The following is a 25,855-nucleotide window of genomic DNA, read 5'->3' as shown; positions in this document are numbered from 1 at the left end:
GGAGTCTCAGTCCGGGTCCAGGACCGCCAGCAGCACGGCGAGCTCGGCCTGCGTGAGACCGACCGATCGCTGCCGCTGCTGCCGCATCCGGGTGCGCCACCGAGGAGCCCAGCGCGGCGCCCAGATGCGGTCGACGAACAAGGCTCGGGTGGACCCGATGTCGTCGATCCCGCGCGCGGAGAGCTTGGCCGTGATGTCGAACGCCGTCGGAGCGTCGGCGCCGGCCCCCACCAGCAGCTCGCGCAGCGAGTCGAGCGGACCGACCCGAAGCGCGCCGATCGCGCGCGCCAGCAGCACGGGCAGGAGCAGGATGGGCACCGCGAGCAGTACGAGGTTGTGGGTCGCGGTGGCGACCAGGTCCGCGTACGGCAGCCCGGCAGCCGCCCGACCGGTGACGCGCGCGGCGACGTCGCCGAGCGCGAACGCCATGAGCACCGCCGCGAGCGCGTTCGAACCCGCCTTCGCGGTGAGGTTCAGCGCGGCCCCGGTGCCGCCCTCCTTCCATCGTGCGGTCGGCAGGCGGGCGAACGAGCTGACGACGGCCCCGACCGTCAGGACGGCTCCGAACGGGACGAGCCCGGGTGCCAGCACGTACCACGCCAACGGTGCGGCCACGACGAACGCCAGCAGGGCCACGCCCGTCAGTACCCGGGCCTCGTCGATCACAGTGCTCCGCCCGGACCGGCGGGCCGGGGTGCCGAGCCACCTCTTCAACGGAGCCCACAGCGGGCCGACGAACTGCGCCACGAACCCGCGGACCGTCACCAGCACCGTGACCGCGGTCGCGGTGGTGAACACGGCGTGGGTCGGGTCGTTGACCACAACGAGCTGGTCGATCATGACTCCACCGAGACTCGTCGCGTACAGCCCGGTCACGAGGGTGAACAGCGGCACCGAGGCCAGTGCGCGGAGCAGGCCCCGCGGGGTGGCGATGATCTGAGCGAATCCGCCGCGGAGTGTCGCGCCGATCGCGGGCGGCGCGCGCGGCTGCACGGTGACGCCCTCGCCGCGCAGCACCATCCAGACGGCCAGGGTCGACGCTGCCGTGAGCACGCCCAGCGCGACCGACGTGAACGTCACGCCGACCTTCTCCGCGGCCTGCGGGACGAAGATCGGCAGCACGAAGCCGGCGAACTTGAACGCCGACTCGTACTGGCCTTCGCGGACGTCCTTCGCCTCGCCGGCAGCGGGGTGGTAGCGGTCCATCCGACCGCGCGCCATCGCGCCCGCGGTGCCCATCACTCCGACCACCATCACGGCCGGCGCGAACAGGGCGGGCACAGGCAGCAGCCCGATCACGACGAGCGCGGCGGACGCAGCGACGCCGAGGGTCACGATCGGCGCCATCGATCTGATCAGCCGATCGCCCAGCAGCGCAGCGGCGAGCCCGGCGACCGTCGCGGCAGACGAGCTGGCCGCACCCTGGGTGGTCACCCATGAGGCGTCCTTGTCGTAGTGGACGCCGTAGGGTCCGGATGCGACCGTGTGTGCGCCGGCGGTCTGCCCTGGTAGTGCCGCGAAGAGCCCGTTGATCCTCGGCATGAACCGGGTCATGCCGAGCATCGCCTTCGTCCGGGCTGCGACCACGTCGCGACGCGTGAATCCGGCTGCTGCCGCCGCGGAGCTGGCGTCGGCCGCGGCGGCTCGTTCCCTGTCCTGGGTCTCGTCGATCTGCTGCCGGAGCTCGCGCACCTGCGTCGTCAGCACCGCTGCGACCTGGCCGGGGCGCAGGTGCCGCAACTCGGGAGGCAGCCGGCGCAGCAGCCGCCGGTGCACCGCGCCCGCCCACGCGTACGACGCCGCGGCACGCAGGAGCCTCCGTCCGTCCCGCAGCGCGACCTCGAGGCGCCGCAGCGCCGCTCGGCGGTGCAGCGCCGCTGCTTCGATGTCGTCCAGCGCCTGTTCCGCGTCGGCGAGCCGACGGCGCCTGGTGACCAGTTCGGTGACGATGCCGTCGATCTCGCGACTGATCGCGCGCACCGGCTCCATGAACGTCCGGAGCCGTGATCGGGCCGCACCGACGACCGGCAACCACGACCTCAGGCCGGGCCGAACCTCCTGCTGCTCCCACACAGCGGTGCGCAGCCGTTCCAGCACGGCGGTCGCCAGTTCGGCTGCCGATCGCTCCGCGCCGGCCTCAGGCAGGACGGCCGACGGGTCGGCTGCCAGCGCCGCACGCAGTTGCGGCGGCGCACGGCCCCACAGCGCCGAGAACGGCGCATCCAGGACCAGCGACGACTCCTCGACGCGCAGCAGCCCGGCAGCTATGAGGTCCTCTGCCGGTCCGCCGAACTCGTGCTGCGGCGCCACCTCGCCGGCGAGGTGGCGGCGCAGCACCTGGGCCAGAACACCCGCCGCCGTCGCGGATGCGTCCGGTGGACTGGAGCCGATCTCCGCCCAGCCCGCCACCGCCTCGGCCCATAGTGCTGCGCGCTTGCGGGCGGCTCGCGCACGACCGACGCCGAACGCCAGGACGGCAGCAGCCACCCCCAGGCGAGCCCACAGCGGAACTGGAGGCAGTACGGCCAGCCCGGCTGCCAGCACCGCCGGCGCGGGGGGTCCACGCGCCGACCACCTCGTGCTCCGCTGCACGACGACCAGCACCAGACCTGCCAGCGTCACGGCCGCAGCCACGTACGCCGACGCGCCGCCGAACTGGTGCGCGACATCGAACCCGCCGGTGCCGGCGGCCGCTGCCGGGCGGGCGTCCCCCCACGCGACGACGACGGCAAGGCCGAGCACCCAAGCAGTCCCACCGATGATTCGCCGCCACAGGCTCCGGGACGCCCCGGCCGGCGGCAACGCCGTCACGTGGATGTGTCGCTGCCCGTCCTGCACGACGTCGGCGTCGACCACGAACCGGGTTCCCCGCGCGAGCAGGATCTCCTTCTCCGAGACCTGGCCGTCGTCCCGATGGATTCCGGCCCCGTCGAAGGAGACTGCCGGCAGGCCCTCCGGCGCGGTGATCGTGAGCTGCACCCGGCGGTTCTCGAACCCGGTGTCGTGCTCGGCGAGCATCGACTGCACCGGCCCGAACGACGTCGAGGGATAGCCAGGGTCCACGAAGACGGTGCCTGCCGCCATCGGCCCGGCCGGAATACCGGTGCCGCCGACGCCCCGGAAGAGCACGACGGTGGCGGGCAGCCGGTAGCGCGCCAGCAGCGCGTCCAGCACGGCGATCCGTTCGCTGATCCGATCGTCGGGTGGAACCGCGCCGTCCTGCGCGCGCAGCCATCGGTTGAGGTCCCGGTGACCGAAGTGCGAGTAGTCGAGGAGAGCCTCCAGCTCCTCCTGGGTCAACTCCATCGTGCGGCGGTAGTGACCGGCGACGGTCAGGCCGTCGACGACGGAACCCGGCGCCGGGTCCGGTCGCACGGCGGCGGCTTCCAGCACGTCGTCCTCAGTGACATCGGGAGCGTGCCCCTGCGGGCGCGGCAGGCTCCGGACCGTCGATGAGCCGACCGAGACGGGCTGTTCTCCCGATCTGGTCCGCTGATCGATCAGGCGCAAGACGCGCTCGGCGTCGCGTCGGTGCACCTCCTCGTCGGGGAACTCGGTGAGTTCGTGCCGCAGCACCTCGTCGAGGAGGCCGAGACGGAGCAGCTCGGTCAGCCGCGCTCCCGTCATGACGACGACACCGTCGACGGCGTAGGCGTAGAGCCGGCGCACGATGAGGCGGGCCGCGCGGCGTGCAGCACCTGTGGCGACGAGTTGCATGACCACGTGGTCGTGATCGACGACCACCACTCCGAACGGGCCCGGCGCGCGGCCGGCCGTCAACGCGCGCACAGCGGCGCGGATCTGATCTTCAACCGGCGCGGTGAAGGCCTTCCCGCGGGCCAGGGCGTGGTCCGCCCCCGAGGCGGCGGTCGGGTGCGGGGTCTCCGCTGTGGGTGGCGGCCCCCGTCTCCGGTTGGCTCTCCAGGTATCGATGCGGGACACCGCCACCATCGTCGCGACGGCGGCCGCCGTCACGAGGAGGACGACAGGCAGGCCGGCGACGGGCACGACGCCGGCGATGCCCACGACGAGCAGGCTCCACCCCAGCACCAGGTTCGCGGTCACGCCCTTGCGTGGCGCGATCCTCCCCAGCTTCAGCTCCGCGGCGATACCGAGCCAGGACAGGTAGGCCGACGCCCCGGTCAACGCGAACCCGACCATCGTGAGCGGGCTGTGGTCGACGACGGCGAGCTGAACCGTGTACAGGAGGTTCGCGACCGTGATCACCGGCATGGCCAGTGCTTGGGTGACTGCCCGGATGCGGGGCAACAGGTTCGAGTCGTAGCCCAGCCAGCCGACGATCATCGCCGGCAGAGCCTGCGTCAGGAACAACGCGTCGGCGAGCGCGTAGCTCGCGTTCGCCATCAGCCCCAGCGGTCCGGTCGCCGCGAGGATGCCGGCGACGTGCTGGGCCAGGTTGACCATGAGCGTCCCGGCCAGCGCCGTGGCCACCAACCGGCCGAGCAGGCCGCCGTGCGGGGTGAACCCGTACAGCGACTGAGCCTGGATGCCGAAGGTGCTGCCGGCCTTGTCCAGGAAGATCGAGAATTCCTTGACCGAGGTCCGCAACCGCGACTCGGCGGTCTCGTCCGCACCGAGCGGCGTCTCGATCAGCGCCCACGCATCGATCAAGGTCTGCCGGGCGAGCCGGTCGAACTCGGTCAACCTCCACGACGGCATCCCGTCCAGCGCCGCGTACTTCCCGATGATCTCGATCAGGTTGCGGACCACGTCGTGATCGATCTGGCTGCGCTCGAGGATCGACTCGGTCATCACCCGCAGCTCCTGGGCGTAGATCGTCCGGTGGATGGTCAGCGCGCCACGCACCCCGAACGCCCAGTGGGCCGCGACCGTCGGCAAGGGCAGCAACGTCAACGCGCCGGTCGCCACCACCGCGAGAGAACCGACGCTCGCAAGCACGGACAGGATGCGGAACTTGCGTCGCATCGTGGCGATCTCGGCATCGTCGGCGCGCTGGGCCAGCTCGGTGCGCTGCACCTCGTCCGTGACCCACCGGCCCACGTCGTCCTTCTCGGTGGCCTCGATGGCGTGATGCCCGGCGATCAGTGCCTCGATCGTCATCGGCTCCCCGAGGCGGTCGAGCACACCGAGGCCGGCTGCGTCGGTGGCCAGGTCGAGACCGTCCCGCGCGGCCCGCTCGGCGAGCCTGCGGCGATCTCGCGCTGCCTGCCGCATCTCCTTGCCGAACCGACCGGCGTCGATCGACGCCTTGATCAGCTTCAGCGAGATCAACCGACCCGAGGCGATCCGGTGGTTGACGGCAGCAGTCCACATCACCAGCAACCGCGCCTGCTCCGACCCTTCCCGACCAGGGTCGAAGACGTCCTCGGGGTCCACGGTCGCGATCGCAGCCAGCTGCTCCGGCGACGGCGCGTCGTTCGTGATCTCGTAGTCCGCCAGCCACCGCCGGATCACCGCCTGGCGATCGCCGTCGAGCGTCGAGAGGAAGCCGTCCCACTTCCCGGACGTCCATTGGACGTACGCCCACCTCTGCACGTCCGCGCGCGCCGCGACGATCAGTCGTTCCAGGTTGTCGTGGCGCGTGTTGTGGAACGCGTCCAGCCCCACCTCGTCCCGGATCCGCTCGAAGATCGGCTCCATGTCGTAGGCGTGGCGGTAGTACTGCGGGAGCGACTCCGGCTTGACGGCGTCCGACCCGAACACGAACCGCGTCGGATGGTCGCGGACGAGTTGGATGAACGCGTCCGTGATCTCCGGGGTCTCCTGCAGATGCCGTGCGACCTCGTTCCACGAGACGTCGAACGACACGTGGTCGTAGTCCTTGTCCGAGAGGATCTCGCCGATCAACCTCAGGTGCCCGACCGAGAGGGTCGTCCACTTGCCCACGCCGAGATGCGCGAGGATCACCTTCGACCTGGGGAACTTCTTCAGCAACGCCAGCAGCGGCACCCCGTACCGCTCGTCGGGTTTGGATTCGCCGAACCGGCCGTCCGCCAGGATCCGGGCAAGACCCCAGTCGTTGTGCAGCACCACGAGGTAGCCGATCAACGAGCTGGCCCTGAGGAGCTCCTCCACGTGCGGGTTGTGCTCGGGAATGGCGACGAGCTGCCGCAGTGACATCAGCTGGTCCGCCTCGACGGTGCGCCCGCTGTCGACCAGCAGCTGCTTGACCGTGTCCACCTCGGCGACCAACTCGCCGATGATGCTCGCCGGCTCGATCGTGCCGGGGTTCTGCAGCACGACGGGCAGGTCCTGGGCGCTGAGACCACTCCTCGGGTCGGCAGCCAGGTCTCGCAGGATCCCGGCTGCGGTCATCAGCCGGGCGACCTGGCGCTGCCACTCCGGGTTGAGGACGTGGATCGCCTCGTCGCCGAGGAGAGCACGCACCGCTTCCTTCGCGATCGTCGTCTCCCCGACCATGACGGCCTGGTCAGGGTTGATCATCGCCATCGCCTGCAGGTAGCCCTCGGCACCGGCGATGTCCAAGCGGGCACCGGTCACACCCATCACCGCACGCCACGCCAGGTGTGGTGGCAGCCGTCGCACCGCGTCGACCAGGCGGACGTCGGGGAACGTGCCCCACATCTGCAGCATCGGGACGCCGTACACCAGGCTCAACCGGACGGCGTTGATCGCGTAGTAGAACAGGCCACCCGACGTGGAGATGCCCCTGCCACGCTGCGGGATCGGGTGGAAGGTGATCAGGCCCTGGTGCCCGTCGTCGGCCAGCCACGTCAGGAACTCCGCGATCGACGTGCCGCGCGGGTCGTCGTAGCCGATGTGGTGGAAGTGCCCGTCGGACGTGTCGTAAACCGGCAGGCGCGAGACGCCGATCAGGGCCGCCACCCGCGGGTCCACACCGAGCAGCGCCAGCTGTTCCGGAGACGCGCCCTCCATCCGCAGCTGTTCGCGCAGCCACCTGGTCCGGACCAGTCGCCCGTTCGGCAGCCGCATCAGTCCCGGTGGATGGACCAAGCCGGTCATCCGCATCACCGTGATGAAGACCGGATCCCAGAACCGGTTCCGCGTCCGCGGGTCCGGTCGGGCCAGCCCGGTCATCTTCGACACCACGTGCCAGCTCAACCCGGTCCGGCGGGTCAGCGCCGGCATCCGCACACCGGCCTCGGCGGCCGCGACCACCGCGGGCTCGATCCCGTCCAGGAACGCCTGCTGCGCCCGCGCGGCCTCGACGGCCGCGGCCTTCGCCACCCGACCGGCGATCTCCAGCTGCGTGGTCGCGGCCTCGTGCGCTGCGCGGCGCTCCCACCACTCCGACGGTCCGTCGAGCGGCGCCAGCTCGTGACCGCGTCGGTCCGTCACCGCGAGCAGCCCGCCCGCTGCCGCGACCAGCTCCTGACGCAGCGCCCGGTAGTGCGCCTCTGCTTCGAGAGCAACGATGTCGCGCTGCTGCCACCGGATCCACAACTCCTGCTGCTCCTGCAATGCCGATCGCAGCGCCCGTTGCGGACGGGACAGCGTCATCCGCGACCGCCACGGCGGCGCTCGGGCACCGATACCGTCGCGCTCGCGGGCCGAGCCCGGCACCTCGTCGTCGGCCGGTACCTCTCGCGGCCGCAGTCGCGCAGCGCCCGGCGGGAGCGGTGCCGGTCCGGCAGCTGCATCGCCCGGACCCAGGCCCCCTGGAGCATTCGCCGCGGCCGGGGCAACGATCGCGGCCACGGGAACACCGGACGCACGCGCAACCGCCCGCACCGGATGCCCGGCAGCCAGTCCCTCCGCCACCGCCCCGGCGACCGTCTCCCGGTGCGCCTCGACCGCAGCGTTCCAGGCCTGAACGGTTCCCTCGTAGCGGATCCGCGCCCGCTCCAGGCTTCTCCGCGAGTGCTCCGCCGCAGCGGTGACGAGGGCCAGATCAGCATCGAACGAACGATGCCTTCCCGGAGTCGCACCGACCTTCCACGGCACGTCCGCCCTGATCCGCCGGTCGGACGCGTATGCCCGCGCCACCGCAACCGGAATCCCGAGCGCGACGGCGACCTGCCGCAGTTGCGCCTCGTCTCCCAGCCGACGTCCCTTCGGGAACATCAACCAGCGCACACCGGACTCGATCACGTTCTGCCACTCCGCGGCGTACTCGTCCAGTGCTGCCTGGTCCACGCCCAGCAGCGCCCGCGCGGACTCGAGGTCCCCGGCTGACGCCTCGATCCGATCCCGCAGCGCAGCCAGCCCCTGGTCGTACACCAGGCCGAACCGGAGGTCGGCCGTGCCAGCCGGCAGAGCCTTCCGAACGTCGGCCGTGAGCACCACCGCCACCGCCTCCGCGACACCCAGTGCCGCCGCGATTCGCCGGTCGTCGATCCCGAACCGGACCGCGTCCACGAGGAGCCAGCCCACGACCAGGTCGACCGCGGCCGCCGCCTGCCGTCGCTCCTCCTCCGCCGCACGCAGCTCCGCGACCATCGCCGCATCACCAGGCGCTGCGGCCGTCGCCCTCCGGGCTGCGGCAAGCCGCCGTTCGGCGTCCACGAACGCGACGACCGCGTCTCCGCCGTCGGGTGTGCCCAGCGCGGCGGCCAACCGGCGCAGCACCTCGTCGGCGGAGGCCGCTGTGGGCGACGACCGCGCCTCGTTCTGGCGGAACACGCGAGCCTGCGTCAGGTCTCGGCGCAACCACGCGGCCATGAGCAGCGCGAGGATGCCCGTCGGCAAGGCGAGAGCCTTCCCCGTGGCCGGCCAATCGATACGGAACCCGGTCGCCCCGTTCCCGGAGTCGGTCGACGGAGCCGAGGTCTCGGGCTCTCCCGGCTTCTCCGGCTTCCCGGGCTTCTCCGGCTTCCCGGGCTTCTCCGGCTTCCCGGGCTTCTCCGGCTTCCCGGGCTTCTCCGGCTTCTCCGGCTTCCCGGGCTTCTCGGGTGTCCCCGTCCGGATGACGATGTGCTGACCGATCTCGATGAAGTCCGGCTCCGCGATGGTCGCCTTGTTCTGATCGGCGAGGACCTTCCAACCGCCGGCGAGCTCGAACCTGGCTGCGATGCTCGACAACGACTCACCGGGCCGCACCCGCCACGTCCCGTCCCACGCAGCCGGCAGGCGGAGCGGATCGTCGATCCCGAGCTGGTCCCACGTGGCGCGCGTCGGCCAGATGTGCCGGTTGGCCTCCGCGAGCTGGGCCGGGGTGACGCCCAGTGCCCGCGCGAGCCGGAACAGCGAGTCGCCCCGCTCGACCCGCAGGTGAGCGACCGGCAGCTGTTCCGCACGAACGGACGGCGCGGCACTCGTCCGCATCGCGACGGCCTCGACCGATTGCGGGGTCGTACCTGCCCCGGACAGGACCGCACCGAACAAGACTCCGATGGCCGTCGCAGCGACGATCAGGCGGACGACCACATCGACGAGGCGCACCAGCGCCTTCCACGACCGCACACCGAGAACGCGGAGGAGGGCACCTGCAGCGAGCGCACCGGCGGCGACCGGAAGCCCGACAGTGATGGCGAGACCCGCCACGAAGACCGCCGCGACCGTGACACCGACCAACAGCTCCGGTGCAGCCCGGCCACGCTCGTCCGCGTCGTGATCGGAACGAAGAACGCCGTCGTCGAGGGTCCGGGACGTCCCACCGCTCCTGACGCCGGACGCGGGAGGCGCCCGCGCCGGGTTCGCGGACCGCAGCGCGTCCGTCACGGCGTCCGGCACGACGGCGCCCATCGTGCCCGGAGCCAGGACCGGGGCAGCCGGCCACCCTTCCGTCCCGATCGCGCCGCCTGGGACAGCAGCGGCGCCGACCACCGCCACACCTCGCCGAGCCTGCGCCACACCGCGCTGCTCCGCTGCGGCCGCAGGCGCGGCGAGCACGCGATCGAGCAGCAGCAGGGCCACCGTTCGTTCCTGCGTGCCGACGGCCGGCGCCGCGTACGGACCGAATCCGGCGGCAGCCAGCAAGGCCTCCTCCATGCCCGCTGCGGCAACCGGCAGCTCCGGGCCCACGAGGTCCGCGAGCCGGGTGAGGCCGGACATCGAACGGAGGGCATCCAGCATCGTCGAGTTCGCGTGACCCGAAAGGCTCGGCAACCCGATCGACTGCGCCAACGCTGCAGCCAGCTCCGCGGGGCCGACACCGGCAGGCCCCGGGGTGATCGGGGTTCGTCGACGGACGACGTCGGGTCGTAGCTCCAGATCCACATCCGGCAGGGCGTTGCGCAGCGCCTTGATCTGCCTCGTGCTCAACCCTGCCGAACGCAGGTCATCGGTGTGAGCTGCGTCGATCGCGGTCGTCGACGTGAGATCGGCTGCGATCAGCCTGCGGTAGACGGCTGCCCGCATGTGGCTCGGCAACCGGGCGACGAGGTCCTCGACCCATTCCTCGACGTTCCACAGCGCCGCCCGCTCCGCCGAGCTGACCGCCCGCTGCGTGGCGTCGATCGACTTCCGGACGGTGGACCAGGCATCAGCAGCACCGAGATCGACGGCCGAGACAGCAGCGACACGCGCGTCGCGTTCGCTGCGGACGACCAGCTCCGGGTCCGCGAGGGCAACGGCCAGCTCGCCGATCTCACCGTCGTGGCCCAGCAGGCGTTCGACGCTGCGCTGATCGAGGCCTCGCCGGGCCGCGATGGCGGCGACGTCCAGGCCGTCGGCCGCATCGACCAGGACACCGAGGCCGGTCCCGTCCAAGGAACCCAGCGAGACCGAGTCGGCGCTGAACCACACGAGCTTGCCGTCAGTCAGCATCGCGCGGGCCACCGCCACGGTGTCGGCGAACTCGTCCGGCGCCATGCCTGCCTGGACGGCCAGATCGGCTGACCCGATGATCGACCGCGCAGCAGCGACCGCCGCATCGATCTCCTCGTGGAACTCCTCCAACGTGGTGTGGGCGAACCGCAGCCGACGCTGGGGGATCATCGCCGCGACGCGATCGGCGGCCGCAGCGACCACGGGATCGCCCGTGGCGTGCTCGACCGGCAGCCGCGACAGATGCTGGAGCGCGGCGTTGTCGCCGTCCGACAGCCACGGCAGATCCTCGCCGAGCCGCGCGGATGCGAGCCCGGACAGGTCGATGCCGCGCGGGTTCTGCGCGATGGTCGGCATCGGGCCGTCCAGCCCCGGTAGGTCCTGCACTGCCAGACCGGGACCGCCTCCGTCGTGCACGCGGCCGGATTCGTCGTTGCGCCGACGCTGCGCAGTGAAGATCGTCCGAATGCGCTGCTCGTCGATACCGGTGATCCGGACACCGTCCGCACGGCTGGAGACCGTCCGCTCGACCCAGTCGATGCCGCCGGTTCGAGCCGTCCGGTCCTCCAGCGACCGGTAGTTCCGCGACACCCCGTGTTGGCCCTTGCGGCCCGTCCGACCCCGTCCCTGCATGTCGGTCCGGTCGTTCGCCGGGTCACCCAGGTGCAGCTTCTGCAGACCGCCACCAGCCCTGTTCATGGCGTCCGCGGCAGCATCGGTGTGGACCTTCATCGACGCGACGTGCTGGGCACGCACTGCTTCGTACCCTGGGTCACCACGGCGCAGGCCGGGGTTCGCGCGTGGCATCGAGACGTTCTCGGCGAGCCACACCGGATCGCCGCCGAGCCTGATGTCCGTGGCGCGGCCCAGGATGTTCGTCGCCAGCGTCACCCTTCCGCGCATGCCGGCCGTCGCGACGACGGCAGCCTCCTGCGGCATGAGGTGCGGTTCGGCGGTGAGCATCTGGAACGACACGCCGGCGGCAGCCATCCGCTCCGCCAGCACGTGCAGCTCAGCCACCGTGTCCGCGGTGATCAGGCTGGCCAGACCGGCCCGCTGGGCGGCACGCGTGTCCCGGACCATGTCGTCCATCGCTGCGGCCGTCGTCGTGTACTCACGGGTCGTGTCCAGGCGGTTGACGGGCGTGTCGGGGGCGATCCGGACCACGTCGAGACCCAGCGCTGTGAGCGCAGCGACGTCGGCCGGCCCGCCGACGGTTCCGGTCGTGCCGGCGACGTCCGCCCCCGCCAGCAGCTCCTCGAGCGTCAGCCGACCCACGGTGTGCGTGGGTGTTCGGACGCCCTCCCTGCCGAACTCCTTGAACTCCAGGGCCTCCATGAGGAGGTTGCCGTACCGCTGCCCGGGCAATGAGCGTCCGCGAGGTTCGTCGAGGAGCATGATGCCCAGACGACTGGTCCCGTCGTGGTCGGGCACCAGCTGTCGCAGGTACTGCTCGCCGAGCCGTTCTCCGTGCTCGGCGCTGAGCGCGTTCTCCACCAGCGCGCGGCGGATCGACTGCGCTCGCAGATCGAGCCCGTACAGGTCGGTGATGCGGTCGAGCCCTGCATCGGTGAGGACGGCGCGCCGTCCGTCCATCTCGAAGTGCCCGTCCGGCGCCTGCCGAGACACGGGGCGCAGGTCCGCAGCGATGGCCGCGGCTGCCTCGAGGTGGTCCAGCAACCCAGCCGATTCCGCGTCCGGCACCGCCATCCGCCACGCGATCCGCCGGTCGAGAAGCACGTAGTCGGCCTCGTCGAGCAACCACGCATCGGGCCTGCGGATCGCCGGCCCCACCCCATGATCGGAGAACAGACGGTCGAATCCCATCGCCTCCAGCTCACCGACGACGACGTCCGTGCTGTACACCTGGGCAACGCGGTCTGGCGTGAGCTCCGGCTCCCGCAGGCCGGCCGTCCGCCCGTACCGCTCCATGAGCGGCTGGAGGTGACCGGCGACGTCGCGGGCGTTGGTCGCGTCGAGCGCGCCCACGTAGACGCGCTGGCCGCGAATGATGGCGCGCGCAGCCGCGCCCAGCGCGACGGCGAAGGACTTGCCCTGGCCGGTCAGGTGCTCGGAGATCGCGCCGTGGCGGGCCATCGCCAGGCCGGCGACCAGCTGCCCGTTCCACGCCTCGATCGAACCCCTCGGTTCATCCCTGGTGTGCTCGGCGTAGCCGCGGGCCATGATCCCGATCGCGTGCGGCAGGGCCGCGTCCGCAGCGCCTGCGGGCCCGTTCTGCACGTCAGCGACGAGCTGAGCAAGATCAGCGATGTCGTCACGGGTGGTCGCGAATCGCTGTCGCATGACGGTTCGGTCGGCCGCGTAGGTCGCTTCGGTCTTCGCACGCGCGGCGAGAACAGCGGCGTCGCCGGTTCGCTCCGGCTGCGCCGCGTGCTCCGCGAGGTTGTCCTGCAGCACCTTCTCGAGATCGGCCTGCCGGAACCGTGCGGGATCCGCGTCGGCGAGCGCCTGCGCACCGTCGACCGTGTTCCGGCCCGTGCGCGGACCGGCGTCGGAGGTCGTCGACGTCGACGGTGGACCGTGGATGCCACCTGCACCGGTCATCGGCTCGGTGACAGCGGCGAACCCGTCCGAGATCCCGTCGTCCGCGAGCCTGTGGCTGACCGGAACGGAGTCGGGCCCAGGGGAACCTGCGCCGAGTCCGCTCGGATCTGCCCCCGATCCGCGCGAGTCCGCACGTGCACCGGCGGCACCCGTGCCACGGGCAGGCAGCACCGGACCGCCGGCGCCGGAGCGGTTACCGGTGGGACCGTCCGACCCGGACCTCGGCAGCGGGTCCATCCTGCGGCTGTCCCGCCACGCCGACGGCATCGCGTCGACCGCACCACCACCCATCCGACGCATGACCGACCCGTCGACGACCGAGTAGCTGGCACTCGGGTCGTCGTTGATCGCCTGCCACACCTGCTCCGCGGTGACCTGCTTGCCGGTCCTCGTCGAGATCTCGTCCGCGACCTCCTCGATCGGGCGGAACGGCCGACCCATCGCCTCCCGGACGTCGTCGAGGCGGGCAGGCCGCGGCGCCGAGCCGATCGGGCCGCGCGGACCGGTGGGGAAGTCGAACTCACGCAACCGGTAGCCGGCGTACTTCTCGCCGTCCACGCGCGCCTTCACCTCGGCGTACCGGATCCGACCCGCGCGCAGCGCCGCCCGCAGTTCCTTCGCCACGGCGGCTTCGTCGCCGCCCCGTGCCGTCATCTCCTCCAGCTTGCGCAGCAGGTACTCGCGACGTCCCTGCTGGTAGGAGGTCATGTCGCCGTCCGGGCCCCGGCTGGAACCGAGTGCAGCATTCGGTCCTTTCTCCTCGAGCAGGATGAACTCGACCGTCGTCCCATCCCGGTCGACGACGCGCAGGATCCGGTCGAAGCGGCCCGGCCCGCCGCGCGTGTCGTCCACGGAGTAGTCGCGGACGATCTCCACGACCTTGTAGCCCTGCCGCTCCAGCGACCCCGCAACGTCCTGGACGGCGTGGTCGCCTGCGAACGTGCCGAGGGCCTCACCCACGTTGGTCTGCGTGTGGTAGCCGCGCTTCCTGGCTTCCGCGTTGCCCCGTGCCTTCCACTCCGCGATCTTGTGGCTGAGGTATCCGCGGCCCTTCGCGACCTCGTCGGCGCGCTGCGCGTCGTCGAACGTCTCGCGGTCCCCCGTGATCGTCGGCTTCGTCGGGTCGAACCGAGCCTTCATCGCACCCTCGACCTTGCTCACCAGTCCGTCGCCGTCCTGGACGAGCTGCGGCAGGGCCGGATCATGTCCCGGCCGGCGCTGGACGACCGGACGGCCGTCCCTCCAGTAACTGATGTAGTTCTTGTGGAACCAGTCACCGAGCTGCGTCGTCGGGACCCACTCGCCGGCGTCCAGGCGTTCCTTCGCCGTGACCGGAGCCGGCAGCGCGTCCATCCTGCGGCTGTCCCGCCACGCCGAGGGCATCTCGTCGACCGCTCCACCGCCGATGCGGCGCATCACGTTGCCCTGATAGACGTCCATGCCGGCAGCGGGATCGTCGTGGACGGCCTGCCACACCTGCTCTGCCGTGACCGGGGAGCCGGTCGTCCTCGACAGCTCGTCCGCGACCTCCTGGATCGGACGGACCCCTCGGCCCATCGCGGCGCGGACCTGGTCGGCCGTGACCGGCTCGCCGGACCCCTTCTCCGACTTCACGATCACCGTGCCGACCCAGCCGTCGGGGGTCGTCCCTTGGCGTAGCTCGTAGCCCTTGAGGTGGCCGGCGGCGATCTGCTCGGCGATCGCGTTCTGCCGACCCGTCGATCCCGGCAGTTCGCCGACACCGACCTGCCCGCGCTCGTGGAACGCGTTCTCCAGGTCGCGGTACATGCCGCTCGCGGTGCGGCCGTCCACCGGGCGTGGCGTCATCCCCGGGCCGACCGCGCGGTTGGTCGAACTGCGCGGCTGCCGGCCGGTGGAGGTGACGACGCCCTTGCCGTCCGGCGGCCCGCCGGCCTTCCGCTCCACCCGCACCGTCAGATGGCCTTCGCCGTTGATCTCGCGGTACTGGATCCCGTCGAGCTTGCCCTCGCGCGCGAGATCGACGAGCTTGGCGTTGCTCCGTGCGCTGCCGCTGAGGTCCTTGACGGCCATGCTCGGCCGGCCGCGCATGTTCTTCAGCAGCGCGTTCGTCTGTCGCGCGTACGGGTCCTTGCCGGCGACGACCCCCGACCCGGCCCCCGGTGTGCCGGCGACCGGGTCCGTCGATGCAGGCCGTCCGGCGAACGCCTTCCCGCCGGCCCGCCCGGCGAACACGGCGAGGAAGGACAGCGCGTTCAGCCCCAGGTCGATGTAGGCCTCGCGCTTCTCGATGGGGCCCATCCGGCCGAGGTTCGCGAGCGTGCCGACGGTGCTGTGGGCGAGCTGGATCGACATGACAGCGCCACCGAGCGACTCCGCCGTTGCCCCGACCCGCGCCACGGCGCCCGTGGCGGCGATGGCTCCGGCTCCGCTCAGCAGGCGAGTTGCAGGCCCGCCGATCACGAGCAGGTTGGCCACGCCGGACACCCAGAGGCCCATCGCCTGGGGCTTGCGCGGATCGATCGTCTGGTTGTGCTGGTGACGCTGGTACAGGTCGTAGGCGGTCAGCCCGGCGCCCACCACCGCGGATCCGATGAGCGCCACCGACGCGCCGGTCACCACCGCGCCCCCCGGCGCTCCCCCGACGGAGGCGATCAGCACGCCACCCGCGATGGTCCCGACGACACCCGCCCCGATCTGCAGGCCGCGCTTCCACCCGGGGGTGAACTTCGCATCCCTGGACGTGGACACGCCGGCCGAGGTGAGGTCGTCCGGTGCGATGACCTTGTCGTCCGCTGAGAACAGCTCGTTGTGCTCGCGGAAGTCGCGCAGGTCGGAGTGGATGCCGCCGGCAAGATCGACGATCTTGCCGTTGACGAGGTACACGGGGTGCCAGTCCAGCGCCCCGGTCCTCCCGTCCTTGATCAGGACGTTGCGCCGCTGGACCGCTGCCGTGCCGCCACCGGCCTCGTTGATCGCGGCGACGGCCTTCTCCGGGCTGATCCGCAGGTGCTCCGCGTCCGCCCCGACCTCGGCAGCCCAGTTCACACCGAGGTTCGCGACCTGGTTGAGCGCGGCCTGCCACTCCTCGGGCGTGCCTTCTGCCGCGAACTGTGCCAGCCGGTCCGCCGGATCCGCACCGCGGCGCATGATGTCGGCGGGCGCCTTGCTCGACGTGAGGAGTTCGAGCAGCAGGTCGTCGTGCGCCATCGATCCGTACGCCGGGCTGTTCGCCGCCGACCGCAGCACGTAGTAGAGATCCGGCGCTCCGGTCGAGGGCAGCCGCAGCCGGTACTGGTTGGTCGATGCGCGGGATCCCACGTCGGTCGCGGTGGTGCGGTAGCCGATGTCTGCCAGGTCCCCGAGCATCAGGATCCGTGAGGCGACGTCCATCTGGACGTCCCGCTCGTCCTTGTCCTTCACCCGCTTCGCCGAAGCCAGCAGGGACTTGCCGAGGTCCGTGGCCTTGGCCTGGAGCGCGTCGAGGCGGGCCAGCTTCTGCAGCATCGCCGGGTCGTGCGCGGCGGCGATGGTGGCCTTGTCGAGACCGCGCAGATTCCGCCCGTTCGAGACCTGCGTCGGGGGACGCAGACTCTTCAGCGTCGCGTCCAGGGCCGCCTTCTCCGCCCGCAGCTGGTCGTTCCTGGCGTTGAGCACGAGTCGCTCGGCATCGGTCGCCGGCGCGCCGGCGTTGACGGCCCGCATCCGCTCGGTGTTCGCGAAGAGGCGCTGCTCGACGTCGTTGAGGTTCGGGATGTAGGTGGCCACCAGGTTGGCTCGCGCGAGCTCGTTCGGCGACGGAACGGTGCCGACCTCGGTGCCGGGCGCAGCCGGCTTCGGCACTCCGAGCGCCCGCTGGACGCCGGGCAGCAGGTCCTGCGGACGGGGGTCCTTCGTCTTCGATCCGAGCGCCGCAGCCACTCCGCGAGCGAGGGCCTCGCTGCCGCCGAACTCGGCGTCCTTCGCACCGACCAGCCGGGCACCGTTGACCAGCTCGCCGGGGTACTGGGCGTGCGCCTCGTCGAGCATCCGACGTGCCCCGGTGACCTGGGCGTACTGCGTGAGGAAGGAGTCGACCAGCGCGAGGTCCTTCGCGTACTTCGCCCGCTCCGCCTTGTCGAGGCCACCTTTCTCGGCCTTCTTCATGCGGAGGATCGCCTGCTCGACCTTGCCGGCTCCGGCATTCATGCGGTCGGCGCTGGTCTGCGCGTCGCTGGCGGCGGAGGCCATCTCCAGCACCGAGAGGCCCTTGTCCTGCGCGGTCAGCCCGGCGGCCCGGTCGTACTTCGCCTGCTGGGCGGGGGTCAGCGACTGGTAGGACCGCTCGGTCAACAGGGGGAGGGTGCCGAGGGCGCCGTAGCGGGCCTTGTCGAGGACCTTCAGCTGCTCGTCCAGCGGCGCGTCGATCGCCGGGCGACGGCGGTCCTTGTCGGTGAGGGCGTTGAGGGTGCCGTTGGCGTTGTCCGTGAACATCCCGAGGTCGCGCGCACCGCGACCGGAGCAGGTGATCCCGGAGGGCGCGAGGCAACCGCGACCGGAGTTCTCCCCCGCGTGCCGGCCCTTGGTGATCGGGTTGAGGACGAACGCGTTGCACCGGACCGCGGACCCCAACGTGCCGCAGCTCTCGGTGTGCCCCTGGACGTTGGTGATCGTGCAGCTGCTGGCCCACAGACAGACCGTGCCGCCACCCTCGCCGTTGTCCTGCACGATCGTGCAGCCCTTCGTGCCGCCACTCCCGCAGCGACCGACGTTGCCGAGCGGATCGACCAGGGTGAGCTCGCCCTGCTCGATCGCCGTGAGCGAGCCGGTGCCGAACGGGTGCGGGCCCTTGCCTGTGGCGAGCTCCTGGTGGAGGTTGCAGGCCTGTTCGCAGGCGGGCGTCTGCTTCTGTGGCGAAGGGCGGGTCAGCCCGCAGAGGCCCGTGCAGTCGATCGTGCCACCGCGCCCGTTCGCGTCCGGGGTGGTGACGCTGATCCCGTGGTCGGCGCCGAAGACGGTCTTCTCCCCGAAGCCACCGACGGAGTTCCGCTGGTTCGGGTCGGTCGGGTCCTGCGGTTTCGCCTGAGCCTCCGCGCCCATGTAGGAGAGGGGGTGCTGGAGGTGGTTGGGGTTCGTCGGGTCCAGCGCCGGCAACCGGCCGTCGCTGACGACCCTGCTCGGACCGCGCTGGTCGATCCGGTAGCCCTCGATCAGCTCGACGAAGCCCGTCTGCCCGCCCCGGATGTTGTACTGGCCGCGCCCGCCGATGAGACTGCGCGTCAGGATCTGCGCCCCGTTCCGGCCGGGCTGAGCACTATCACCGGCGCCGTGGACAACATCACCCTCGGCCGAGATGAACGTCCCGAACCCGTGGAAGTCGTAGATCCCGGCGTGGCCCATCCCGTCGCGGTCGAGGATCGTGCCGCCCGCACCCGTGACCGAGACGACGTCCTGGCCTGGCGCACCGACCCGCAGCTTCGGAACGGCGACCTTCCGCCCGTTGAACGTGTACGCCCCGTTGGGCTTGCCGGTGCGGATCACGCCGTAGAACGGCGAACCGTGCCGGTCGGTCAGGTGCATGGTGTTGGTCACGGTGGGCGCGATGTCGTTCAGGTCTGCCCGCGCGCCGGTGCGGCCGTTGACGACGCTGCCCCGGCCCTTGACCGTGACCTCGCCGTTGCCGTCGACGTCACGACCGATACCGGCGTGGGACTCGCTCGTCACCTGGTCGCGGCGGTTGTCGCCGGTGTCCACCGGGTTCGACACCGTGAACCGGTCCTTGGCGAGCGGCGTCGTCGGGTCGAAGCTCGCTCGCGGGCCCTTCTCGGATCCGATCGAGCACTTCCGGGTGCACTGCACGATCGGCCCGGCCGGCTTGCCGGCCTCCTTGACCTGAAGGCCTGCCCGGCTACCGGCCGGTGCCACCTTGCCGGCCGGGACGAAGTTGCCGTCGGCGTCGATCCAGCCGGCCTGCGCGCCGCTGTCCGCAGGCCCCATGTCCTTGACCGACACCGGCCGGCCGTTCCTGTCCAGACCCGCTGCCCGGCGCCGGTTCTCGGCCTGCGCCTTCAGTGAGGGCGCGGTCACCGTCGACGCTGTCGACCCGCTCTGGGTGAAGTTCGTGCAGTTGCCCGAGCAGACGGCGCCGCCACCGACACCGGCCTTGGCCCACGCGGACACCCCGCATCCGCCGTTGCCGCCCCCCGAACAGGTCCCCTCGCCGTGCGCGGTCCAGCGGCGGCCGGGTTCGGTCCACGTGGGCTTCGTCTCGAGCTGGTCGTTCGCCTCGGCGTGGGCGCGGTACCCGGACGAGCAATTTCGGGCGCCGGAGCACGACGCCGACGCGTTCGCCCAGCCGGGCCCGGCCGCTGCCTGCGCGGAGACGCTGACGCCGCCGCCACCGATACCGCCACCGCCCGAACCGCGGGCCCATGCCCGAGCCCAGTTGGCCCCGTTCGCGGCGGACGCCGAGGCGCGGGCCGAGTAGCTGTGGCGGCAGTTGCGTGCTCCCCCGCACGATGCGGAAGCCTGCGCATAGCCGGGTCCCGCCGAGGCCTGCGCGGTGACGACGACGCCGCCCTGCCCCTTGCCGCCCGTGCCCTTGCCGGACGCCTTCGCCCGGGCCCTGTTGGCGCCGTAGGTGGCGGCAGCGGACGCCTTCGCGGAGAACGTGCGCCGGCAGTTTCCGGTGCCTTCGCAGGCCGTCGTCGCTGCCGCGAAGCCGCGACCGGCCTGAGCCTGTGCGGCTACGCCCACCCCGCCGCCGCCGAAACGACCGCTCTGCCAACCGAGCGCCTCGGCAGCAGCCTTGTTGCCGCCCTTGCGGGCCTTGTCCCGGGCGTGGGCGCGGTAGGCGTAGCGGCAGTTGGTGCCCTTGGACCCGTAGCACCCGGCCGAGGCCATGGCCTGGTTCCCGGCCGCCGCGGCGAACGCCGAGGTGACGACGTTGCCGCCGCCGAACCGGCCGAACCGGTCCCCATCGGCCAGCGCGGTGGCACGCGCCTTCTTCGCCTTCTGCCCGGCCGCGCTGTGGGCCCGGTATCCGAAGGTGCAGTTCGCGGTCCTGCTGCCCGCGCAGGCCGCGCCCGCCAGGGCCTGCGAGTAGTTCGTCTCCGCGACGGCGGTCGTCCCGCACCACCCGGACCCGACGCCCCCGTGATCACCGCACCTCGCCTGCGCACCGGCGGTGTTGCCGCGGAACCGGTCGAACGCGGTGCTGCGGACCGAGTACGCGAACCGGCACGCCAGGCCCGTGCAGCCGGCCGCGGCCAGCGCGCCCTGCTGGCTGGCGCCGACCCGCCCGTTCACCGAGCAGGCCTTCGTCGCGGTGCCGGTGCAGGACGCGCCGGCGCCGGCGATGTGCGCGCCGCGGATCGCCTTCGTCGGGACCGGCGGCTTCGGCGCCTTGCGCTCCGCCGCCCGCTCGGCCGCCGCCTGCTTCCGGGCAGCCGCCCGCTGCTTCGGCGTCATCTTCGCGTAGGCCTTCGCGGCGGCGCGCTTCTCCGCCGCGGCCGCCTCCTTCGCCATCTGCGCCAGCACACCCCGCGTCGGGACGGCGGTGGCGCGGCCCGTGGCGCCGGCGCGGCAGCCGGCGCCCGTGCAGCCGGCGGTTGCCTCGCCCATGGCGTCGGCGGCGAAGGAGCCCGAGTTCGTCGAGCAGGTGCTCGCCGTGCAGGTGGCGCCGGCGGTCATCTTCGCCGTGCCCGTCGGGCCGACGACGCCGGGACGCCCGAGCGTGGTCGGGTTGTTGGTGCCCGTCGACGTGGTGGTCGCGCGGGTGGGGCAGGTGGCCTTGTCGGCGCCCGCGCATCCCGTCGAGGAGAACGCGCCGGTCGTCCCGAACCGGTCACCCTTGTTCGAGGTGGCGGCCGCCGAGGCACCCGTCACGACGCCGGCCTGGCAGGGGCCGAACGACTGCGTGCAGGCGGTGGAGGCGTCGGCGCGGCTCGTGCCGACCGGGTCGGCCTTCGTCGCCTTCGCCGGCCGCTTCACGCCGTTGCGCACCGCCTGCATGGCAGCGGACGCGCCGCCGTCGGGGCTGGCGGCGGACGTCGAGTTGCCGGTGACGGCGCCGTCGCAGCCCTGCGGGCAGTCGAGCGACGAGCCCGCCTGCGTGGTGCCGGCGACACCGGGGATCCAGGTCGCCTTCCGGCCCTTGACGGGCGGGGTGGCCAGTCCGGTGTCGGCGGTGGTGGCGGCGACGGCGTCGGAGCCGGTGCCGCACCCGTTCTCCGACCGGCACCGGCCGGTTGAGTGGGAGACGCTGCGCGCGGCGTCACGGGCGCCGCTCGTGATGGCGTCGCTGACGGTGGTCGCCGTGCAGTCCGGGCCGCCGCACTCGGCGTAGCTGCCGGACTGGCTCATCGTCACCGGGAGCGGTGGCGGGGCCGTCTTCGCGGGCTTCTTCTTCTCGGAACCCTCCGCGGCGTGGGCCGCGTTGCGCTCGACGAGGTACTTCACACCGGCGCCGACGCCAGAGCTGGACTGCGTCTGGACCCGGCAGGGATCGGTGGCCGTGCAGGTACCGCTGCTGGAGCTCGTGCCGGCCGACGGGGGGCCACGCGCTCCGACCTTGCCCTGCTTGCCGGCGGCGAGCCCAGGGGCGTCGGCGCCGGTGGTGCGCGAGTACGCGCCACCCGTGCAGCCGTCGGGGCAGTCGGTGACGGCGAACGAGTCCGAGAACCCGGACGGGCCGGAAACAGCGCCACCCGTGATGCTCGCCGGCGACGGGGCCTGGCGGGCGGGGTCCTGGCCGGTGGGCAGCTTCGGCAGCAGCGCGGCCACGTCGGACGAGCCGCTCGCGACCGAGCGGGAGCTGCCCTGGCAGGCACCGGCGTCGTTCGTGCAACCGGCGGCCCCGGAGGTGGTGCGCGTCGTCCGGCCGTCGGAACCCGTCGCGCTCGTCGTGCCGCCGCCGGTGCAGCCGCCGGCGCACTCGATCGTCAGGGTGGCGTCCGCGAGGCTCGACGGGACCGGGCCGCGCACCTTCAGCGGGGTCGTGGTGGCGGCGGAGTCGAGGAGCACGGCCGCGTTGCCGCGCGTTGTGGCGGCCGAGCGGGCCGTGCCGCCGCAGGAGCCGTCGGTGAGCTTGCAGGTGACCGTGCTGGTGCTGCTCTTCGACACGATCGTGCCGACGTAGGCCGTGGTGCCAGCCGTGGCGGTGCCGGTGCAGCCGTCCGGGCAGTCCAGCTTCGACTCGGCCGTGGCCTGCGCGGAGCCGCCGCGGCGCGTGGTCGAGGTGCCGCCGGTGGTCGCGTCGCACGCGCCGCCGGTGACCGTGCAGGAGACGGTGCCGCGGGCACCCCGGGCGACCGTCGAGACCGCCTCGTCGACGGCCACGACCTCGCTCGCCGCCGCGCCGCCGCAGGTGCCCTCCCCGCCGGTGCAGCGCAGGTGCGCGTCGACCGTGGAGACGCTGTCCGAGGTGACCTTCGTGTTCGCGTCGGTCGCGCACGTGCCGCCGTCGCCGTGGACCGTGCAGCTGACGGTGCCGCCGCTGGCGCGGGCCACGTCGCCGGTGGCCGCGCCCGAGGTGGCGCCGTTCATGCCGGCGGCGCAGGTGGTCGTGTCGCAGTCGGCGGTCGAGCCGCCGGTGCTGTTCGCGACGCCGTCGCGGGTGCCGGCGACCGCGCCGGCGACGGTGGTGACGTCCGAGCCGGCCTTCGAGGTGCAGTCGCCGGAGGTGATCGTGCAGGCCGCCGTCGTGGTCGTCGCGCGGACGGGCACGGGCCTGCCGGCTGCTGCGATGCCGCGGACGGCGCCGCGGGAAGCGGTGTACGTCGTGCCGCGGCAGGTCGCGACGCGGCAGTCGACGGTGGCCTCGGCGGTGCTCGCGAGGACGCCGTTCTCATAGCGGGCGGCGCCGGTGGCCTCGCAGGTGCCGCCGGCGATCCGGCAGGTGGCGGTGCCGCCGCTGACGCCGCGACCGACGCCGCGGACGTTGCAGGTGCCGTTCTCGGCCTTGCAGGTGGTGTCGGCGTGGCGCGCGTCCGCGCGACCGTCGAGCTCGCAGGCGCCGGTGCACGACGCGGTGGTGACGTTGGAGGCGACCTTGGCCGACATCCGTGGGCCGGACGTGGTGCCCTGGCACGCGCCGCCCTCGGTGCGGCAGGTCGTCGACGCCTCGGTGGCGGTGGCCGCGGTGCGCTGGGCGCAGTCGACGGCTCCGGTGCAGGAGCCGGACGCGGTGTTCGCGCCGTACGTGGCGGTGCTGCGGCAGTTCTGGTTCGTCCCCGTGAAGGTGCACGAGGCGGTGGCGTTCGTGGTGCCGGAGCCGGACCTGGACGAGCAGCCCGTGGAGATGCCGGCGAGGGCGAGGCAACGGTCGGTGGCGGAGCTGGTGCCCGACTTGCTGGCGGTGGAGCATTCGACGATCGCGCCGCTGCGGTCGCAGCCTGCGGCGGATCCGTTCTCGTCGAGCGGTCCGGCGCGCGCCTCGATCGGCGTGCGGCTGATCATCTGCCGCAGCTCGTCGGTGGCGGCGTAGACCGTCGCCTTCCGCGCGGCGGCCGCGGCGACGTGCGCCTTGTACGTCGCGGCGCTCATCTTCCCGGCGGCGACGAGCTTCCGCTCGGCCGCGAGGGTCGTCTCGGACACGGTGATGGCGCGGTGACCCGCCACCACCTCATTGATCAGCTTGTTCTGGTGGGCTGACAGCTGCGTGCTCTCGGCGGCGACGCGCCTCTCGAGCGCCTGCTGCGCCTGCACGTGCTTCGCGTAGGTCTTGGCATCGCCCTTGCCGGCCGCGACGTTCCGCTTCTCGGCGACGAGGGCGTCCTTGCCGCGCTGCACCGCGATGCGGTCCTCGAGGATCTTCTCGACAGGGTCCTTGTCCTCCGCGGACCCGCGCTCACCGGCACCGCTGCACTCGCGGCCGCCGTAGCTGCCGTCGCCGCAGCGGTAGCCGAGCATGCTGTGCGGCTTCTCGGCCACGGCCAGCTGGTGCTTGACGCCGGCCTTGTCCAGCACCGCAGCCACCTGCGCGGCGAGCCTCGGGTCGTCGACGTCGACCGTCGCGGCCCACTGCGCCGCCTGCTTCAGCAGCTCCGCACGCCGCTCACCGGTCGTCCCGCGCAACCCGGCCACGATCCGCGTCGCGTCCTCGACCGCGTGCTCGCCCGCACCGACGATCGCCGGCAGCGTGCGCGGCTTGCCCTCGCCGCCGAGCCGGACGCCCGCCCTGTCGAGCACCGCGGCCACCTGCGCAGCCAGCTTCGGGTCGCGGGCCAGGTCGGCCTGGACCTGCGCCGCCCACCGCGTCGCCTGCTTCACGAGGGCCGCGCGCTGCTTCCCGGTCGTCCCGCGGAGCCCGGCCGCGATCCGCGTCGCATCCTCGACGGCGTCGCTCACGGTCCGCTGCAGCGGGTGCTGCACGCCCGCCTTGTCGAGGACGGCGGTCACCTGCGCGGCCAGCTTCGGGTCACGGGCGAGCTCGGACTCGATCGTCGCCGCCCACCGGGTCGCCTGCTCCAGCAGATCCGCACGCTTCTTCCCGACCGTGCCGCGGATGTTCGCGACGATCTTCCTCGCGTCCTGCACCGCGTGGCTCGACGGCCGGTTGATCGCGGGCAGCGTGCGCGGCTTCGCCGGCTGCCCGAGGAGCCCGTGCTCGACGCCCGCCCGGTCGAGAACTGCCCCGACCTTCTCCGCGAGCTTCGGATCGCGAGCGATCTCGTCACGGATCCGCTCGACCCATCCGGCCGCCTGCTCCAGCAGATCCGCACGCTTCTTGCCTACCGTGCCGCGGATGTTCGCGACGATCTTCGTCGCGTCCTGCACCGCGTGGCTCGACGGCCGGTTGATCGCGGGCAGCGTGCGCGGCTTCACCGGATTCGCCGGCTTCGCAGCGGGTGTCTTCTTGCCGGACGAACCGGCGGCCTGCTTCATTTCGTCGGTCCCACCCGGCTGCGGCTTCTCAGCCTTGACCGGCTTCTGCGCCGCCGGCTTCTGCGCGACCGGCTTCTGCGCGACCGGCTTCTGCGCGACCGGCTTCTGCGCCACCGGCTTGTGGGCCGCCGGCTTCTTGGCAGCAGGCTTGTCTACAGGCTTCTTCTGCGCCGGCTTCGCCGCGGCGGGCTTCTTGTCGGCGGACTTGTTGCCCGCCGGCTTCTTCGCACCCGACTGCTTGTCGCCGCCGGACTCCTTGTTGGACGACTTCTTCTCAGAAGACTTCTTCTCGGAAGAAGGCTTCTTCTCACCACCCGACTTCTTCGCACCCGCATCGGACGACTTCTTCTCGCCCGACGACTTCTTCTCACCGCCGCCGGAGGAGTTCTCCTTGCCGCCCTTGGCCGCATGCGTCGTAGCGGCCGTCGGAACGACCGCGGCGGCCGAGGCGGGCGACGCCATGAGGACCGAGCCGGCCCACAGCGCGACGACCACTCCGGCGACCGTGAGCGTCCACCGCAGGAGCGCCATCGCCACGTCCGCGATGCCGGGCCGCAGCTGCACCGCGCACACCTCGGCGCACGCGTCGAGGCCGCTGGCCTCGCCGTCGTGTGCAGGGATGGCGCGCATGGCGTCGGATCTCCTCGGAGAGCGTTCACGGGGAACGGAGAAAGGGAGAAGGAGCAGCCGATAACCGGCACGGGGGAACAGAGCACCCCGGAACATCCGCACGTCGCGCCTGAGGCTGCGACCCGCTCCGCCTTCCGTCGGGGTC

1 protein-coding gene is annotated in these 25,855 nt (G+C 72.3%); it reads right to left on the bottom strand.

Translation table 11 applies throughout. The features are described 5' to 3' along the window. Positions 1–6 precede the first annotated feature (6 nt). Positions 7–25,710, bottom strand: a complete 25,704-nt coding sequence (locus ACQEVB_RS08950) for a LysM peptidoglycan-binding domain-containing protein (RefSeq protein WP_432967338.1) — start codon at positions 25,708–25,710, stop codon at positions 7–9. Between the last annotated feature and the right edge of the window lie 145 nt (positions 25,711–25,855).

Origin of the sequence: Pseudonocardia sp. CA-107938, assembly GCF_050936315.1 — a bacterium.
Classification (GTDB): domain Bacteria; phylum Actinomycetota; class Actinomycetes; order Mycobacteriales; family Pseudonocardiaceae; genus Pseudonocardia.
This window is presented reverse-complemented; position numbering and strand designations above follow the sequence as displayed.